Here is a 17,851-nt window from a genome sequence, read left to right on the forward strand (position 1 = left end):
TTGATAAGCCGCCCCGGCTCCGCCTCGCTTACTTCGCCACCGGCATCGTGAACTCGGCGCCCTTTGCGATGCTGTCGGGCCAGCGTTGCATGATGCTCTTGTAGCGCGTGTAGAAGCGCACGCCTTCCTCGCCGTAAGCATGGTGATCGCCGAACAGCGAGCGCTTCCAGCCGCCGAACGAGTGCCACGCCATCGGCACCGGAATCGGCACGTTGATGCCGACCATGCCCACCTTGATCTGGCGCGAGAACGCGCGCGCGACGCCACCGTCCGACGTGTAGCACGACACGCCGTTGGCGAATTCATGAGCGTTGATCAACTCGACGGCGCTCGCGAAGTCCGGCACACGCACGACCGCAAGCACCGGCCCGAAGATCTCTTCCTTGTAGATCGTCATGTCGGTCTTCACGTCGTCGAACAGCGTGCCGCCGAGGAAGAAGCCGTCCTCATGGCCATCGACCTTGTGCCCGCGCCCGTCCACGACGAGCTTCGCGCCCGCGGCCACGCCCGCCTCGATATAGCCCTGCACTTTCGCGCGATGCGCCCCCGTGACGAGCGGGCCCATTTCCGAGGCGCCATCCATGCCGCTGCCGATCTGCAGCGCCTTCACGCGCGGCGCGAGGCGCTCGACCAGTTCGTCGGCGATATGACCCACGGCCACCGCCACCGAAATCGCCATGCAGCGCTCGCCCGCCGAGCCGTAGGCCGCGCCGATCAGCGCGTCCACGGCCTGGTCGAGATCGGCGTCCGGCATCACGACGAGGTGATTCTTCGCGCCGCCCAGCGCCTGCACGCGCTTGCCGTGCCTCGTGCCTTCCGTATAGATGTACTCGGCAATCGGCGTCGAGCCGACGAACGACAGCGCGCTGACATCGGGATGCGCGAGCAGCGCATCCACGGCCACCTTGTCGCCGTGCACGACGTTGAACACGCCGTCGGGCAGCCCCGCCTCCCTGAGCAGCTCCGCGAGCCGCAGCGAGGCCGAAGGATCGCGCTCCGAAGGCTTGAGCACGAAGGTGTTGCCGCACGCGAGCGCGATCGGGAACATCCAGCACGGCACCATCATCGGGAAGTTGAACGGCGTGATGCCGGCCACGACGCCGAGCGGCTGGCGCAGATTCCAGTTGTCGATGCCGCCGCCGATCTGGTCGGTGAAATCGGTCTTCAGCAGATTGGGAATGCCGCACGCGAACTCGACCACCTCGATGCCGCGCATGACCTCGCCCTTCGCGTCGGAAAACACCTTGCCGTGCTCGCGCGTGATGATTTCGGCCAGTTCGTCGTGATGCTGGTCGAGCAGGTCCTTGAACTTGAAGAGAATGCGTGCGCGTTTGATGGGCGCCGTCTCGGCCCACTCGGGAAACGCGGCCTGCGCGGCGGCGACGGCGGCATCGACCTCGGCCACGCTGGCGAGCGGCACGCGGGCGCTCAGCTTGCCGTAGGCCGGATTGAAGACATCGCCATAGCGGTCGCTCGTGCCGGACAGCGGCTTGCCGTTGACGAAATGCGTGAGCGTGCGCACGCCCGCTTCGCTTTGATGTGTCTCGCCCATGTCTGCCTCTCTTGTCGTGCAGTCTCGATCTGGCTAGCGTAATCGGGAGGCCGGGGCGCGATCCAATGATTAATGCTCAACTGCGATATAAGGCGGTTTAATATCAGCGGATGGACCTGACCTTGCTACGAGCGTTCGTCACGGTCGCGCGCGAGGGCAACCTCACGCGCGCGGCCACGCATCTGCATCTCACGCAGCCGGCCGTGAGTCTGCAGATAAAGCATTTACAGGAGACGCTTGGCGTCTCGCTGTTCACGCGCACGTCGCACGGCCTTGCGCTCACGCGCGACGGGCAGGCGCTGCTGCCCCACGCCGAACGCGCGCTCGCCGCGGCCGGCGACGTGCAGCGCGCCGCTGCTGCACTGCGGCACGAGGTGCGCGGGCGTCTGCGCATCGGCACGATTCTCGATCCGGCGTTCCTGCGCCTCGGCGGCTTTCTGCGGCAGCTCGTCGAAACCTGGCCGCAGATCGAAACCGCGCTGCGCCACGGCATGTCGGGCTGGGTGCTCGACCAGGTGCGTTCGCGCGAGCTCGACGTGGGCTATTACATCGGCCAGCCCGCGCCCGACCCCGAGAGCTTCCACGCCATCACGCTCACGCGCTTTCAGTACCGCGTGCTCGCGCCCGCCGGCTGGAAAGACCGCGTGAAGGATGCGCGGGACTGGCGCGCGCTCGCCGCACTGCCGTGGATCTGGACGCCGCCCGCCTCGGCGCACAACCGGCTGCTCACCACACTATTCGAGGCCGCGCACGCAAAGCCCGTCAAGGTCGCGGAAGTGGACCAGGAACCTTCGATGCTCGATCTCGTGAAGTCGGGCGTGGGCCTCACGCTCGCGCGCGATTCCACCGCGCTCGCCGAGGCGCACGCGCACGGACTCACCATCGTCGAAGGCGTGACGGTGCCCACCGAGCTCACCTTCATCACGCTCGCCGCGCGCCGCGACGAGCCAACGATCGCGGCGGCGCTCAAGGTGATCGAAACGCAATGGGCGATATGAGCCGCGCTCATGAACACGCGGGCTGCGCCCGCCGCCTTGCGCGCGCCAGCGAAGTGCGCGCGTAACAGCGCTGTCACTCAAGTTTTGATAGATTGGGCATTCGCTCCGCGTTTCGGCGCGCTCGCCGCCGTGCTGCGCGGTGCGTCCCCTGCCTCTCCCATCGCCCCCTTGTTTCCCTCGTTCGACAGGAGTCTTGCATGGCCCGCAACATCGAAATCAAAGCCCGCGCCCGTCAATTCGACGCCTTGCGCGAGCGTGCCGCCCAGCTCGCCTCCGACGCACCGCTGATCTTTCGCCAGCAGGACTTCTTTTACGACGTGCCGCGCGGCCGCCTGAAGCTGCGCCAGTTCGACGACGGCACGCCGCCCGAGCTGATCTTCTATCAGCGCGACGACCGCGACGGCCCGAAGGCCTCGTACTACACGCGCAGTCCCGTCACCAATGCCGAGGCCATGCATTCGCTGCTCGCCACGGCGCTCACCACGCGCGGCATCGTCTCGAAGGAGCGTCACGTGTATCTGGCGGGGCGCACGCGCATTCACCTCGACCGCGTGGACGGTCTGGGCGACTTCGTCGAACTGGAAGTGGTGCTCGGCCCCGAGGACGACGAACAAGGCGGCGAGGCCGAAGCGCACGCGGTGTTCGCGAAGCTCGGTGTGGACGAAAGCGATCTCGTCGCGGTGGCGTACGTGGATCTGCTCAATACGGCCAACGCGGCCTGACATCTCGTCTGCGGGCGCTTGCGGGCCCGTCTCGGCCCGATTCGCCCCGCTCCTCACGCCGCGGATGTGCCCGGCTCCAGGTGGCCAAGCGGCAGCGGCCCGTTGCGCTTGAACGTCGTGAGCACGATGTTCGAGCGCACGCTGTCCACGCCGGGCACGCGCATCAGCTTCTTCATGACGAAGGTCGAGAGCGCGTTGAGGTCGGGCGCGACGATGCGTAGCAGGTAATCGGCGTCGCCTACCACGGCATGGCATTCGAGCACTTCCGGCAGCACGTCGATCTGCTGCTGGAACTGCTCGATGATCGAATCCCCGTGATGCTTGAGCTTGAGGCTCGTGAACGCGGTCACGCCGAGCCCGAGCTTTTCGGGCCGCAGCACCACGCGATAGCCGTCTATTACGCCCGATGCCTCGAGGCGTTGCAGCCGTCTGCCGATCTGCGAAGCCGACAGCGGCACCTGCTCGCCAAGCTGCTGATGTGTGGCGCGGCCAAAGCGTTGCAACACGTCCAGAAGCGCCAGATCGAAGTGGTCGAGTTCGAGCATGAACGAAATCCGCACCGAGGAGTTAATTTTCGCTCGATTGTCGCATAAAACGCGAACATCTCGCAGCGGGAGTCCGTATTCCGCGAGATAACTGCGCCGCGCTTGCTGGTACGCCAAACGGCGGAAAAGCGCCGCTCGCACGCGTGTCCCATCCGTGAAAAAATGGCCAATGGGCTAACGGCGCATGCCCGGCCCCCAGTTCAAGACAGGTGCAACGATGATCAACCGACTCACATCCGAAGAACGCGCATCGCAACTCGCCGACCTGCGTGGCTGGCAGGCCGTCGCCGGTCGCGATGCGATCCAGCGCCAGTTCCGCTTCGCGGACTTCAACGAGGCGTTCGGCTTCATGACGCGCGTGGCGATCAAGGCGCAGGAAATGAACCACCATCCCGAGTGGTTCAACGTGTACAACCGCGTCGAGATCACGCTTTCCACTCACGAGGCCGACGGCCTCACCTCGCGCGACGTCGCGCTCGCCCGTTTCATCGATTCGATCGCGCCGGGTCCGCTCAACGCATAGGCAGCGGCGGTACCAGGCGTGAATACGCCGTGTGCAGGGGCACGAGAAAGACCCCGCGCACGGCGCGCGCGTGAAAGGCTAATGCAGGGTGCGGGAACCTCAAGCCTTCAGCTTTGAAGGCTATTCTTGATGGATACGTAAGACTCCCAGGCAGCGCGGGCAATCGGTTCCAAACGTTCCAGTGATATGACGTTCTGACGCTGTACAATCAGCAGCGCATACGGCTTCGAGAGCGCACTTGCCTCCTGGCACAACGCGAGTTCATCGCCGCTCGAAGGCGAGCGGTTGCGCCAGAAGTTGATTGCGGCTTCGAGTTCGGTGATCGAAATATCGGACATGTGGATCGTGATCGTACAACCGTCGCACTGGGCGCCGCCTGGTCGCTTTGCCGGCTGTATCTCGAGGCCAGCGTGCGACGCTGCGCGAACTGCGTGCCTGAACGCTAAAACCTATTGTACTTGAGCGAAATCCATGCGACTCCTTCTGATCGAAGACGACCGCCCCATCGCACGCGGTATTCAGTCCAGCCTCGAACAAGCCGGCTTCACCGTCGACATGGTCCACGACGGCATCTTCGCCGAACAAGCCCTTGCGCAAAATCGCCATGAGCTCGTGATTCTCGATCTCGGGCTGCCCGGCATCGACGGCATGACGCTGCTGTCGCGCTTTCGTCAGAGCAACCGGCACACGCCCGTCATCGTGCTCACGGCACGCGACGAACTGAACGACCGTGTCCAGGGCCTGAACTCGGGCGCAGACGACTATATGCTCAAGCCGTTCGAGCCGGCCGAACTCGAGGCGCGCATTCGCGCCGTGATGCGCCGCAGCGGCCCGCACGGCGACGTGCCGCGTCCGGAAGTGTCGCTCGGCGGCGTGCGCCTGTCGGGCGTCGATCGCCGGATCTTCAACGACGACAAGCCGCTCGAACTCTCGCCGCGCGAGTTTGCGGTGCTCGAAATGCTGCTGCTGCGTCATGGCCGCGTGGTGAGCAAGGCGCAACTGCAGGATCACCTCACGCACTTCGGCGGCGACCTCGGCGACACTGCGATCGAAGTCTACGTGCACCGCGTGCGCAAGAAGCTCGAGAACTGCCGCGTCGAGATCGTCACGGTACGCGGCTTCGGTTATCTGCTCCAGGAAATCCGCCAGGCGGCCTGATCCGCCTCGTTCGGCCTCATTCGGCCTCGTTCCTGAAGCCAGCGCCCGAAACGGCGGCGGAGCCCTCCGCCGCCGTTTTCGCATCATCGGCCCCCATTGCGCTCGATGCCTTGCGCCGCCGCTCCCGCGGCCCGCGTACAATGGATCGATCCCGTGCGGCGCGCGCCGCCGCACCTACGATTGAACATTCGCCCCGAAGCCATCATGTCCTCCACTGCCGCGACGAGTCTGCGGCGTACGCTGCTGCGGCGCCTCGCCGCCCCGCTTTCGCTGCTCGCGCTCATGAGCGGGCTCATCGCTTATTGGCTCGCGTGGCAATACACGCAGCACGTAGTCGACCGCTCGCTCGCCGATCTCGCCACGGCGATTTCGCGGCAAATCCAGATCGCCGGCGCCGATGCGCCGCAAACCGTCCCGCCACTCGCGCAGGCGATGTTCTCCGACCCCGAAGAAGATCTCGTCTATCGCATCAGCAACGGCGAGACCGAGATCGCCGGTGACCGCGACTTGCCGCTCCGGGGCACCAACGTGCGCCGCATGCACTATGCGTACGTATTCGAAACGGTCTATCGGGGCGTGGCCGTCCGTGTCGCGCAAGTCCGCGTGGCGCAGCTGAATGGGAACCCGATCGTGGTCGAAGTCGGCCAGCCCGTGAATCATCGTTTTCGCATCGCGGCCGAATTTCTCGTGGCGATCATGATGCCGCTGCTGCTCCTGCTGCTCGCTGGCTGGATCATCGTGTGGCGCGTGGTCAACCAGCAGCTCAATCCGCTCACGGCGCTCGCCGACTCGCTCAACAGGCAGACGCACACCTCGCTCGAGCCTGTGGACGAGACCTACGTACCCATCGAAATCCGTCCGCTCACGGGTGCGCTCAATGCGCTGCTCGGCCGCCTGAAGACCGCGCTCGAAGCGCAGCGCAAATTCATCGCCGACGCCGCTCACCAGCTGCGCACGCCGCTCACGGCGGTGAAACTGCACGCAGAGCAGGCCGCGAATGCGCGCGAGCCGCAAAAGATCAACGACGCCGTGCGCGAATTGCGTGCGGCCGCCGATCGCGCGGTGCGTCTGTCGAATCAGCTGCTTTCGCTCGCGCGCGCCGAGCCGGGCGAACAGGCCGCGCGTTTCACCGATATCGACATGGCCGCGCTCGCGTTCGAGACGGGCGCCGAATGGGTGCCGCGCGCGCTCGCGAGCCACGTGGATCTTGGCTTCCAGCGCCTCGACGCCCCTGAGAACGACACGCCGCTGATGGTGCGCGGCAACCCCGTGCTGCTCCATGAAGTCATCGCGAACCTGCTCGACAACGCGCTCAAGTATCTGCCGCCTGCGCGACTGGAGGGCGGACGCATCACCGTGACCGTTACTCAAGTTTCCGCCAACGGCATACCGATGGCGGAGATCATCGTGGAGGACAATGGCGGCGGTGTGCCGGCTTCACAGCAGGCCGATCTCTTCAAGCGATTCTTCCGCGGCGACGGACAAAGCGAAAGCGGTGTGGACAGCGGCGCAGGGCTGGGCCTTGCGATCGTGCACGACATCATGGCGCTGCATCGGGGCAGCGTGCATTACGAAGACGCGCCGGAAGGCGGCGCGCGCTTCATCGTGCGCGTGCCGCTCGCGAAGCAGCCCGGGTATGGCGGCAAGGACGTCAAAGACAGGAACGAGGCCAGGGAAGCCACAGCCGAAGCAGCACCCCTTCATCTGGCTGGATCGGAACCGCCGCACAGTGACAAGAAGCCGACGCACCAGGCGAGCATCGATCTCTGAATCGGCAAGCGCGTGAAAACGACAAGGGCCGCTCATGCGGCCCTTGTGCTATGTGCGATAGAAAGCGTGTGCGAAACGTCTGCTACGTGCAGGCGAAGCGCCTGGGAGCACTTACTTCTTCTTTTTGCCTTTGGCCTTCGAGACCTTGGCGTCCTTCGCCGACTTCTCGTCGGGTGGCGCGAGCATCGTGCCCCGACATTTGCGGGCGCCGCAGCGGCATTCGTATTCGCGTTTGAGCTTCTTCGTCTGCTTCGCGTCGATCACGAGGCCATAGTCGTAGAAGAGCTCCTCGCCTTCGGCGATATCGCGCAGTGCGTGAATATAGACGTGCCCGTCGATCTCCTCGGCTTCGCAGTTCGGCGCGCACGAATGGTTGATCCAGCGCGCGCTGTTGCCCTTCACCTTGCCGTCGATCACGTCGCCGTCGTCGAGCGCGAAATAGAACGTGTGATTCGGCTCGTCAGGATTGTGCGGATGGCGCCGCAATGCTTCCTTCCACGAGATGCGCTCGCCCTTGTATTCGATCAGTCGTTCGCCGGTCGCAATGGGGACCGCCGCAAACACGCCCTTGCCGTGCACGCCCGACTGGCGCACGACGATCCTGCGTTCACTCATTGAATGAATCCTTGTGAAGTCCTGGGGAGACGGTCCCGGTCGTGGCAAGCGGCGTGGACCGGTCTTCTTGCGCCCCCTACGCAAACGCGGCGCCGATTTGGCGCCGCGCTCATGCGACGCCCGGCGCGCCACAGACGGCATCGTACACGCTCGCGCCGCTTTCGTTCAACCCAAATGCGCCGCGCGTATCAGCGAAAATCAGCGTTGACCGAGCGTCGTCTCGCCGAACAGCTTCTTGAGATCGCGTGGTTGCGATCGCCAGTACTGCGGCGGCGCGCTCACGCTCGCGCCGAGTTGCGCGGCCGCATGCCACGGCCAGCGCGGATCGTAGAGCATCGCGCGCGCCATCGCAATCATGTCGGCTTCGCCGTCTTCGACGATCTGGTTGGCCTGCAACGCATCGGTGATGAGGCCCACCGCAATGGTCGTCATGCCCGTTTCGGCCTTGACCTTGCGTGCGAACGGCACCTGGTAGCCCGGCTCGAGCGGAATCTTCTGCAACGGCGACACGCCGCCCGATGACACGTCGATCCAGTCGGCGCCTCGTGCCTTGAGCGCCTGCGCGAACACGACGGTGTCCTCGGGCGTCCACCCGCCGTCGACCCAATCCGTTGCGGAAACGCGCACGCCGACCGGACGATCTGCGGGGAATTCGGCGCGCACGGCGTCGAACACTTCGAGCGGAAAGCGCATGCGGTTCTCACGCGAGCCGCCGTATTCGTCGCTGCGCTGGTTCGCGATGGGCGAGAGAAACTGGTGCAGCAGATAACCATGCGCCGCGTGCACTTCGAGCGCGTCGATGCCAAGACGCGCAGCCCGGCGCGCCGTGGCCACGAACGCATTGCGCACGCGGTTCAGACCCGCAACATCGAGCGCGAGCGGCGGCGGCTCGTCGTCCTTGTGCGGAAGCGCCGAGGGCGCATGAGGAAGCCATCCGCCGTCGGCGACCGAAATCAGCTGACCGCCTTCCCACGGTACGTGGCTCGACGCCTTGCGTCCGGCATGCGCGACCTGCATGGCGATACGGATCGGCGAATGACGTCGGATCGCGGCGATGACAGGCTCGAGCGCGGCTTCCGTCACGTCGTCCCACAAGCCCAGATCGCCCGGCGTGATGCGGCCATCCGGCTCCACGGCCGTCGCTTCGATGCAGAGCATCGCGGCGCCCGACAGCGCGAGGTGGCCGAGATGGATCATGTGCCAGTCGGTCGCTTCGCCGCGATCGGCGGAGTACTGGCACATCGGCGAGACGACGATGCGATTGGCGAGCGTCACGCCACGCAGTTCGAGCGGAGTGAAAAGCTTGCTCATGGCGGATCCACGGACTGATGGGAGGAGCGTCCGAGAATATCACGCGCCGTTTTCACGCGCCGTTTTCACGCGTTAGACAGCCATTCGCGCTTGCGCGAGGCCAAGGCGCGCGGGTCAGGGTTGCCGCGCGGCCATCCGTGCATCGACGGCGTCGAGCCATTCGCCGAACATGCGGCTCGCCTGCACTTCGAGTCGCGGCGCGTTGCGCGCCGTATCGTCGCGCAACGCATTGACGTCGACGCCCGCAGCGCCGATTTCGCCGGCATAGCCGATCAGCCAGGGCTCGAAGCGATCGGCCCGCACCTCGGGATGGCATTGCAGGCCGAGCACGTGGTCGCCGTACGCAAACGCCTGGTTCTCGCACAGCGGCGTGGAAGCGAGGCGCGTCGCACCTTGCGGCAGATCGAACGTATCGCCGTGCCAATGGAGGAGGGAGGTCGCCGCGCCGTCGAGGTGTCGCAGCGGCGAGGCACGGCCGGCGTCGGTGAGCGTGAGCGGCGTCCAGCCGATTTCGGGCTGCGGCGCTGCGTAGACGCGCGCGCCGAGCACACGCGCAATCAACTGCGCGCCAAGACAAATCCCCAGCGTGGGGAGACCCGCCGCGACGCGCTTTTCGATCATTGCGGCAAGAGGAACGAGCGTGGGGTAGCGCGCGTCGTCGCATGCATTGATCGGGCCACCAAGCACGACCATGAGCGACGCCGACAACGGATTGAGCGCGCCGATGCGCGCGAAGCCGACGTCCACGTAGCGCACGGGGCGCCCGCGGTCGCCGAGCACGCGCTCGAAGCTGCCGAGGTCCTCGAAATAGACATGGCGCACTGCCAATACTTCGCGATTCATCGGCAAATCCCCGGGTCGGCTCTCGGTGGCATGGATGTCACGGCGCCTGCATGGATCGCGCGAACATTCGCGCTGACGATCGTGACAAAAAGCTGGGACGAATCATTGTGACAACTACTTGCGAGAACTATGCAAATTGCCACATAGACGCATCATGCTTGCAACGCCGCGCGTGACCGACATTGCGATGTGTTGCACTACCGTTCGTTACGTGCGCGACGCGCGAGCAGGCGTCGGCACGCGCCAGCCGCCCCGACGGCGGCGGCGCAGCTTCGGCCTGACCTTAAACCGCGAAGATCTTCCAGTTCTTTTTCTGGGTCAGCACGTCGGCCTGCTCGTACACCGAGCAATCGAGACGCAGGTCTGCGTCGGTCATGTCGATGTTGAGAAGCTGGCAGTGATGCGCCGTCTTCTTCGGGTTCTTGCTCGGCTCGAAATGCGAGCAGGTGAGGCACATGCGGTGCTGCGGGCTGGTCTCCTGCGATTCGAGCAGATAGACCGTCTTGAGCAACGTGCGGTAGAGCGTGGACTGCTCTTCGGCCTTCAGCGTGCCGACCGCCTTCGAAAGGAAGTCCGGCCACTGCGATGCCTTCTTTGCCGCCGTGCGGCCACGCGTGGTCAGACGCACCGCGAGCGCGCGGCCGTCGTCGAGCGCGCGACGCTTTTCGACGAGCCCCTTCGTTTCCAGCGTGCTCACCGCATCGCTGGTGGTGGCGGCCGTGAGGGCCGTTTCACGTGCGATCTCGCCGAGGCGCATCGGCCCCTTGCGCTGCATCAGCAGCACGAGAATTTCGCCCTGGGTAGGCGTGAGTCCTGCCCCTTCGGCCCAGTCCCACGCCTGGCTCCGCATTGCCGTGCTAAGTCGCAGCAGGCTATGGGTCACCCGCCCGGCTGCCTGCTCTCCGTATACGCCTTCGCTCATAGTCTTTCGCTGGTTATTGGCAGCTTGCGCTGCATCGTCAGCCGCCGCTTTGACCGGCGGCCTGTGGGAACGCCGGCGTCCGGTTCCCCGAGCGCCGCACCATCTCAAAATTTTTCCGCTTCGCCTGCGCCATGGTGTGCGTTGCAAAGTCGCGCTTCTTGCCGCAGGCGGCGAAAACGTCCTTCCGTCCCGCCGCCACGACAGCAAACCGCCATTCTATGCGAGAGTAGCGAATCGCACAGCTAAGTTATCCAACGTGATTTGTGGATAACCCGTTGATAAGCACGCCATTGCCTGGTGCACAGGTTCCTGGGAACGCGAAACTCCGGCCCGGGATCCTTGCAGGGTTATCGCGGATTTCTGTCCCGAACGCAACTGGAATCTGCCCGATTGTCGCCTGCCAATCATTACGCAGTCCATTGAGTTTTCAGGGAAATCGGACGCCGCCCGCAGCGAAGCGGGCCTCGCGGCTCGCTTCGTCATTGAATATGGCCCATGTCGAGATCCAGGTCAAAAAAATAAGAACCCCCAGGTACCTCGAAACCAACAAAAAAAATTTTGGTAGCCTCAAAAATGTCACTTGCCGGACCTGCGGGCCCCGTTTTGGCCGCGCCTGTGTCTCGATCGACTCTCGTTCCCGTTGCGCTTGCGGCCCCGCAAACGCGAAGGGCAACCGGAAAGCCGCCCTTCCCATCCCGCATTCCGGGCGCAGAACCCGCGCGCGCTCCACGCGAATTCGCTCAGTCCTCCTGTGTGTCCCTGCGCGCCGGCCTTTCCCGTCAGGCGCGCCAGCGCAGGCACTGCTGGCGCACCGCCTCGTGCAATGACTTCTCGTCGGCGACTACGCTGCGCAGCCAGCTCGCGTCGTTGGTTTGTGCGCGCGCGATCGTGCCGACTTCGGTGAGCGCGCGCATCGAGCCGAGCGCCTCCCCATGCGGCGCGATCCGCTCCAGCGTTTCGAGGATGTCCTCGGAAATCGTGCGGCGCTCGCCCGTTTGCGGATTCACGCACGTGCCGGCGAGCCCGAAGCGGCACGCCTGGAAGCGGTTGAACGTGTACACCAGATAATCGTCTTCGAGCGGCACGATCGGACGGTCGGTCAGAAGATGGCGCGCGAGCGTCTGGATGTAGCAGGCGATCGCGGCGGCGCGCTCGACTGAAAGCGGCGTGTCCATCACGCGCACCTCGATCGTGCCGAAGCCGGGTTTCGGGCGGATGTCCCAGTAGAAGTCTTTCATGCTGTTGACAACGCCCGTATGCACCATTTTCGAGAAGTACTCCTTGAATTCTTCCCAGCTCAGCACGAACGGCGCACGGCCCGAAAGCGGAAACGCGAACACGGAATTCAGGCGTGCCGAATGAAATCCGGTGTCCACGCCCTGCACATAGGGCGACGAAGCCGAGAGCGCGATGAAATGCGGAATGAACCGCGAAAGCGAGTGCAGCAAGAAAAGCGCACTGTCGGCATCCGGACAGCCGATATGCACGTGCTGGCCGAACACGGTGAACTGCTTCGCGAGGTAGCCGTAAAGCTCGGAAAGATACTGAAAGCGCGGCGTATCCACGATGCGGCGGTCGCTCCACTGCTGGAACGCGTGCGTCCCTCCGCCGCACAGGCCGACGTTGAGATGATCGGCCGCGGCGACGAGCACGTCGCGAATCCTGCGCAGATCGGCCACGGCCTGCTCGTGATTCGTACAGATGCCGGTGGAAAGCTCGATCATGCTTTCGGTGATTTCGGGCGTGATGTTGCCCGGAATCTCCTGATCTTTGAGCAGGCGCATGAGGTCGCTACCCGCCTTCGTCAGATCGTAGTCGTGCGTGTTGACGATCTGCATTTCGAGTTCGATGCCGAACGTGAACGGCTTCGAATCGACAAATGTTTCCAGTGACATGGCGTGCCCTCTTCAGCCGCGCCGCGCAAAGCCGGGTATCCGGGCTGGGCGCGGCGCGAGTATTGCAAGGCGCCGCACACGACGGATTGCCCGCCGCGCGCGGCACGAATTTCACTTTTCGCCGCGCTCGCCAACGAGCGCAAGCGCGCGATACACGAGCCACGGCCCGAGGAGCTGCAGCACGACGATCGCGCAAAGGATGATCGCGCGCAGGCGCGGATCGAAGGTCGGATAAAGCTCGTAGGTGTCGTCGACGAGCAGCAGCGCTAGCGCGGACATCGGCGTCAGCGCGACACCGAGCGCCACGCCCTGCTTCCAGTGCAGCCCGCTCGGTCTCGCAAACATCAGCACACCGACGAGTTTGGCCACGAGCCGTGCGACGATCAGCCCCGCCGCGGCCACGCCACCCACCAGAATGTCGTGCCACTGGAAAGCGGTGAGCGTGAGCACGAAGAGAATCACGGTGAGGAGCCACCCGGCCGTGCCAAAGTGCTGCGGCCACAATTGCGGACGCGGCTCGAGATTCTTCACGATGATGCCCGCCGCGAGCAGGCTCAGGATCGTCGAAAGCTTGAGCAGATGCGCAATGGCGATCGCGAGCAGCACGAGGCCGAAAAGCGCGACGAACGAGTGCTCGTCTTGCGGGCTCAGGCGCCGGTAAAAAAGCGTGCACGCGCGGGCGAGCACGAACGCGACGACGAGCGAGCCGACCAGCAGATAAAGCGGCTGAAGAATCGTCGCGAAGACGTTGCCGTAGATTTCCTGGTGCAGCCAGCTCGAAGCGAGCTTTTCCACGATCACGGCGTACATGCTGTTGAGCGCCGTGAGCGTGAGCAAACGCTGCGTGACCTGGCCTTCCGCGCGCAACTCGGTTTTGAGCTGGATCACCATCGCGGGCGACGTCGCCATGGCGATGGCGGCCACGACGAGCGCGATCATCGTCGGGACGGAAAGGAACAGCAGCACGACGAGCACGAGCACGAACGTGAGCGACGCCTCGGCGAGACTCGAAAGGATCAGCCACGGATTGCGGCGAATCCAGCGCAAATCGAGCCGGCTGCCCAGCTCGAACAGCAGCAGGCCGAGCGCGACATCGAGCAGCGGCCGCGCGGACGTGCCGACGTCGGCATCGATCACGCCGAACCCGGCCGATCCGGCAATCAGCCCGATCACGCCATAGCCGGAAATCCGCGGCAAACGCCACGCCCGATAGCAAAGCTCGCCGCACAAACCGGCGGCGAGCAGGGCGAGCCCGGCCCAGAAAATTCCGTCGAGTTGCAACGGCCAGGCGGGAAAAAACGAAAACGCCGACTTCATCGTGGTGGCTTCTCCTTGGCAACGACAACTTGCGTGGGATCGAATCCGGCTGTCCGACGGTGGATCGACATACGGCTGGCGAACGGGCAAGCCGCGTGCCGCGCGAGGCGAGCGACGCCCGAATGGCAGCACTACTCCCCGATCGACGCCGCGCGTCTTGCGTGCGACCGCCCTGCCTGTGCCTGCTTGCGTGGTCCGATGCGGCCAGCCGCCGTGAACACGCGCTTGCTGCGGCGATTGCGGCAAACGCGAGTGCGGCGAACCGTTGCGCCGGCACATCGTGGTGCTGCGGCGAACAGCCGGTACGGGCGCCTCGCGTGGTGTGGCTGCGCCCGAGTTGGATGAACGAACGCCGCCGCCTTCCCTGAGCACTCAGATTCAGGATGAGGGGCAACCGTTCCGTAGGTGCGTCGGCCGTCTGCTGCGGCCCTTGACGCGGAAAGAACGGCGATTGTGCCATAGCTCCCCGCGAAATGCCCGCTTCGCTCCAAATTCGCGAACAAAGACGGTAATAGCGACCCTATTGGGCGCTATTTCGCGACGTATGCGGAAAAAATGACCTATCAGGTGGAGGATTTCGTCAGTTTTTATGACGCACGGGTTTGTTTTTACTTGCCGCCGGCGATGGCCATAGCTTTGGTGTTTACGGTTTACCGTATGTATACGTAGTAGAAGTTAACAAGGGCCTGGGTTTCCTGTGGATAACCGGGGTTTACCGAGAAGGATCAGAGGCTTGGCGCTCGCACAACCGCACGCAAAGGATGTGCGGACCGCGCGTGCTTCGGAGAGTAACTTTTGGGCCTGGCTCGCGGCGTGCTGAGTTACCCCGTTTACGTCCACATCGCGTCCACACTCGATTCGCCGGCAATTCGCCCGGTTATCCACAGATTCGCGGGGATAACCGGGGCGCCGTGTTTGGGCGCGGCGCGCTCAGAGGCCGCGCTGGCGCAAGGCGCGCTGGAGGAAGCGCGCCGGATCGAGCTGGTCGGCGAGATCCCGCTCGAGTGGCCACGGCTCGCCTTCCATCTGCGAGGCGATGAGTTCGGCGCCTAGCCCCGCCCAGACGAGACCGCGCGAACCGAACGCGTACGCCCCGTAGAGACCGGCTGCCCGCGGCAGGTCGAGCGGCCAGGCGCCGGCGAGACGCTGCGCGTCGCGTCGGGCGGCCTCTTCGTCGGCGAGCGGGCCGAGCATCGGCATGCGGTCGCTGGTGACGCAGCGGAACGCCACCCGGCCGGCGAAGTCGCCCTGGGCGGCGGCAAGCTCAGGAAGCATGTGCGCGACGCGCGAGAGGTTCTCGGCGTGACCCGTTGGACGCAGCGCGTCGTCGGCGTCGTCGACTTCGTAGGTGGCGCCCGCGAGCGTCACGCCGCCGTCGAGCGGGACCGCGTAGCCCTCGCCGATCACCGGCACGCGCAGGTTCGCGAGCGGGCTCGGATCGACGAGCGTGAGCTGCCCACGCACGATGCGCGTGGGCGCGTGCGCGAGCGCGGCGGCGCGCGACGCGTCCTGGGCGTTGGCGAAGATCACCGCGCCCGCCTGCGCGACGAGCTTGCCCGCGTCGTCGAACACCTGCCATTCGTCGGACGCGGGCCCGCTGGCGCGCGCTATGTGTCCCATACGCACACCGAAGCGCAAGTCGACCTGCGCGCCGGGCAACGCTGAAGCGAAGGCGCATTGCGCGCGGCACAGCGATGCCGGATCGATCGCACCGCCATGCGGATAGAACCAGCCACCTTGATTGAGCGCGACGCCGGCCAGCATCCCGGCCTGTTCGCGCGTGACGGCGCTCGCGAATTCGTCGGGATAACCGAACGAATCGAGCGCTGCGGCGACAGCACGTGATTCGTCGTCGGTGGCGAGGTGGAGCAAGCCGGCACGGGTGCGCCTCGGCGCATGGCCGGCCGCTTCGAGTGCGGCCCAGCGCCGCAGTGCATAGAGAAACCCGGCGCGCGTGATGCGCGAGGCGCTGCTGTCGTCGCGGGAAATCAGCGGATGAAACACGCCCGCCGGATTGCCGGACGCCTCGAGCGCCGGCGCGGCGTTGCGTTCGATGAGCGTCACGCGCCAGCCGCGCGCGGCAAGCCGCTCGACGAGCGCGCAGCCGGCCAGGCCCGCTCCCACCACGATCGCGTGCCGCTCGCGCAGCGCGAGCGGCAGCGGCGGCTCGTAGCGGCGCACGCGCCAGCGCGGCGCGAAGCGTCCGACCAGCATCGCCCGCTTGCCGCCGAAACCCTCGACCTTGCGGTATTCGAAGCCGTTTTGCAGCAACTCGCGCTTCACCTCGCCGGAACTGCTCCAGGTTGCGAAGGTCGCGCCCTCGCCGGCAATGCGCGCGAGCGCCTTGAAGATGGCGGGCGACCAAAGCTCCGGGTTCTTTGCCGGGGCGAAGCCGTCGAGGTAGATCGCATCGGCGCGCATCCACATTTTGGGAAATACCTCGAGCGCGTCGCCGAAAAGAAGCGTGAGCGTGACGCGCCCGCCCTCGAATTCCAGCCGGTGCGTGCCGGGTACCAGCATTGGCCAGGCATCGATGAGTTCTCGCGCCAGCGGCGCTTCGCGTGCGTGCGCAACGAGCGCATCGAGCGCGGTGCGCAAGTCGTTGCGCGCGAATGGATGCTTTTCCACTGAAACGAAGTGCAGCCGTTCGCAGCGCGCCGGATCGTCACGCCACGCCGACCAGGTGGCGAGGAAGTTCACGCCCATGCCGAAGCCGGTTTCGACCACGGTGAAGATCCGCCGCCCTTGCCAGCGCTGTGGCAGCGCATTGCCATGGAGAAAGACGGCGTGGGCCTGTGCGAATGCGCCGGCAGTGCTGTGATAAACGTCGCCGTAAGTCGGCGAAAAAGGCGTGCCGTCTTCCCGAAAGGCGAGTGTGGCGGGTGTCAGGGTGGCGGTCATGAGGAAGGCGAAGCGAAAGATGAAAGCGGGAACGAGCGTGGAATATGTCTGCACGCCGCTTGATGGTGTCGCCGCAAACGCTTGCCAGGCGGCTGTTCGAGCGGATGCTGCGTTGGCACCGCGCAACGCGCGCGACGGCGAAAGGGTCGCGTTCGGGGAAATTTGCGAGGTCGACAGCCCTAAATCATCTGCACGCCCCGAAAAACCCGCATGTGCGTCGCGAAATCTTCGAAACCCTTGTCGTTATTGGGTTTGCGCTGCGCTATCATAGCAAGCGCCGCCCAGGGAAGCGGCAGCACGGCCGTTGCGGCACGGGACACACGCTAGCCGCCGCAACGCGAAATCGCCGGGGTGCTCCGGGTCCGTCGCTGCTCGACGGCGCGGCACGCGTCCGTATAATCGGCGCGTTCGCGCTGTTCGTGTCAACCTAAACACAGAAAGGAACTTCTCAATGAATAAACAGGAACTGATCGACGCCGTCGCAGCACAGACGGGCGCTAGCAAGGCACAAACCGGCGAAACGCTGGACACGCTCCTCGAAGTGGTCAAGAAGGCTGTGTCGAAGGGTGACGCAGTGCAGCTGATCGGCTTCGGCAGCTTCGGTTCGGGCAAGCGCGCAGCCCGTACGGGCCGTAACCCGAAGACCGGCGAGACCATCAAGATTCCCGCTGCCAAGACCGTCAAGTTCACGGCTGGCAAGGCGTTCAAGGACGCCGTCAACAAGCGCTAAACGATTGCCGCTTTAAGTTGACACCCGCCCCTGGCGGGTTTTTTTTCGC

At 65.0% G+C, this 17,851-nt stretch carries 17 protein-coding genes; 7 read left to right on the plus strand and 10 right to left on the minus strand.

All coding sequences use genetic code 11. The features are described 5' to 3' along the window. Positions 1 to 28: 28 nt before the first annotated feature. Positions 29 to 1,552: a CoA-acylating methylmalonate-semialdehyde dehydrogenase gene (locus BMI01S_RS06655; protein ID WP_028213247.1), complete on the minus strand. Its 1,524-nt coding sequence runs from the start codon at positions 1,550 to 1,552 to the stop codon at positions 29 to 31. A gap of 110 nt (positions 1,553 to 1,662) precedes the next feature. Between BMI01S_RS06655 and BMI01S_RS06660 the strand changes: the two genes are divergently transcribed. Continuing rightward, positions 1,663 to 2,550: a LysR family transcriptional regulator gene (locus BMI01S_RS06660; protein WP_028213248.1), complete on the plus strand. Its 888-nt coding sequence runs from the start codon at positions 1,663 to 1,665 to the stop codon at positions 2,548 to 2,550. Between the two features lie 197 nt (positions 2,551 to 2,747). Further along, positions 2,748 to 3,272 (plus strand): class IV adenylate cyclase, encoded by a 525-nt coding sequence (locus tag BMI01S_RS06665; protein ID WP_028213249.1) that lies wholly within the window; start codon positions 2,748 to 2,750, stop codon positions 3,270 to 3,272. Between the two features lie 53 nt (positions 3,273 to 3,325). Here the strand turns inward: BMI01S_RS06665 and BMI01S_RS06670 are convergent, their stop codons facing one another. Continuing rightward, positions 3,326 to 3,817, minus strand: coding sequence for an Lrp/AsnC family transcriptional regulator (locus tag BMI01S_RS06670; protein WP_028213250.1), 492 nt, complete (start codon positions 3,815 to 3,817; stop codon positions 3,326 to 3,328). Between the two features lie 184 nt (positions 3,818 to 4,001). Between BMI01S_RS06670 and BMI01S_RS06675 the strand changes: the two genes are divergently transcribed. Beyond that, the gene (locus BMI01S_RS06675) at positions 4,002 to 4,340 is read left to right on the plus strand and encodes a 4a-hydroxytetrahydrobiopterin dehydratase (RefSeq protein ID WP_255217792.1); all 339 of its coding nucleotides are present in this window, start codon (positions 4,002 to 4,004) and stop codon (positions 4,338 to 4,340) included. 107 nt (positions 4,341 to 4,447) lie between these two features. On the opposite strand, the gene BMI01S_RS06680 is transcribed toward BMI01S_RS06675, so the two are convergent. Continuing rightward, entirely contained in the window at positions 4,448 to 4,678 is a 231-nt protein-coding gene (locus tag BMI01S_RS06680; RefSeq protein WP_028213252.1) for a DUF3717 domain-containing protein, read from the minus strand. A gap of 133 nt (positions 4,679 to 4,811) precedes the next feature. Between BMI01S_RS06680 and BMI01S_RS06685 the strand changes: the two genes are divergently transcribed. Beyond that, positions 4,812 to 5,498, plus strand: coding sequence for a response regulator transcription factor (locus BMI01S_RS06685; RefSeq protein WP_027793094.1), 687 nt, complete (start codon positions 4,812 to 4,814; stop codon positions 5,496 to 5,498). Positions 5,499 to 5,702: 204 nt separating this feature from the next. Next, a complete protein-coding gene (locus tag BMI01S_RS06690; RefSeq protein WP_028213253.1) occupies positions 5,703 to 7,268 on the plus strand; it encodes a sensor histidine kinase in 1,566 nt (521 codons plus the stop codon). A gap of 111 nt (positions 7,269 to 7,379) precedes the next feature. Here the strand turns inward: BMI01S_RS06690 and BMI01S_RS06695 are convergent, their stop codons facing one another. The 7 genes from BMI01S_RS06695 to mnmC all read right to left on the minus strand — a co-directional run bounded on the left by BMI01S_RS06695 (position 7,380) and on the right by mnmC (position 17,072). Continuing rightward, the gene (locus BMI01S_RS06695) at positions 7,380 to 7,883 is read right to left on the minus strand and encodes an SET domain-containing protein (RefSeq protein WP_028213254.1); all 504 of its coding nucleotides are present in this window, start codon (positions 7,881 to 7,883) and stop codon (positions 7,380 to 7,382) included. A gap of 198 nt (positions 7,884 to 8,081) precedes the next feature. Next, positions 8,082 to 9,194, minus strand: coding sequence for an NADH:flavin oxidoreductase/NADH oxidase (locus BMI01S_RS06700; RefSeq protein ID WP_028213255.1), 1,113 nt, complete (start codon positions 9,192 to 9,194; stop codon positions 8,082 to 8,084). A 114-nt stretch (positions 9,195 to 9,308) separates the two neighbouring features. Further along, positions 9,309 to 10,037 carry a glutamine amidotransferase gene (locus BMI01S_RS06705; RefSeq protein WP_028213256.1) on the minus strand — a complete coding sequence of 243 codons (729 nt, stop codon included), beginning with the start codon at positions 10,035 to 10,037 and terminating at the stop codon, positions 9,309 to 9,311. A 283-nt stretch (positions 10,038 to 10,320) separates the two neighbouring features. After that, positions 10,321 to 10,959: a MarR family winged helix-turn-helix transcriptional regulator gene (locus BMI01S_RS06710; RefSeq protein ID WP_028213257.1), complete on the minus strand. Its 639-nt coding sequence runs from the start codon at positions 10,957 to 10,959 to the stop codon at positions 10,321 to 10,323. Between the two features lie 779 nt (positions 10,960 to 11,738). Next, a complete protein-coding gene (locus BMI01S_RS06720; RefSeq protein WP_028213259.1) occupies positions 11,739 to 12,854 on the minus strand; it encodes a YbdK family carboxylate-amine ligase in 1,116 nt (371 codons plus the stop codon). A gap of 111 nt (positions 12,855 to 12,965) precedes the next feature. After that, entirely contained in the window at positions 12,966 to 14,171 is a 1,206-nt protein-coding gene (locus tag BMI01S_RS06725; RefSeq protein WP_028213260.1) for a cation:proton antiporter, read from the minus strand. Positions 14,172 to 15,101: 930 nt separating this feature from the next. Continuing rightward, on the minus strand, positions 15,102 to 17,072 hold the full coding sequence (gene mnmC / locus BMI01S_RS06730; RefSeq protein ID WP_028213261.1) for a bifunctional tRNA (5-methylaminomethyl-2-thiouridine)(34)-methyltransferase MnmD/FAD-dependent 5-carboxymethylaminomethyl-2-thiouridine(34) oxidoreductase MnmC: 1,971 nt from the start codon (positions 17,070 to 17,072) through the stop codon (positions 15,102 to 15,104). A 44-nt stretch (positions 17,073 to 17,116) separates the two neighbouring features. Between mnmC and BMI01S_RS06735 the strand changes: the two genes are divergently transcribed. Continuing rightward, positions 17,117 to 17,503 carry a hypothetical protein gene (locus tag BMI01S_RS06735; protein ID WP_154671184.1) on the plus strand — a complete coding sequence of 129 codons (387 nt, stop codon included), beginning with the start codon at positions 17,117 to 17,119 and terminating at the stop codon, positions 17,501 to 17,503. 20 nt (positions 17,504 to 17,523) lie between these two features. Next, positions 17,524 to 17,802 carry an HU family DNA-binding protein gene (locus BMI01S_RS06740; protein WP_027815965.1) on the plus strand — a complete coding sequence of 93 codons (279 nt, stop codon included), beginning with the start codon at positions 17,524 to 17,526 and terminating at the stop codon, positions 17,800 to 17,802. Positions 17,803 to 17,851 lie beyond the last annotated feature (49 nt).

The organism is Paraburkholderia mimosarum LMG 23256 = NBRC 106338, from assembly GCF_000739815.1.
Classification (GTDB): Bacteria; Pseudomonadota; Gammaproteobacteria; order Burkholderiales; family Burkholderiaceae; genus Paraburkholderia; species Paraburkholderia mimosarum.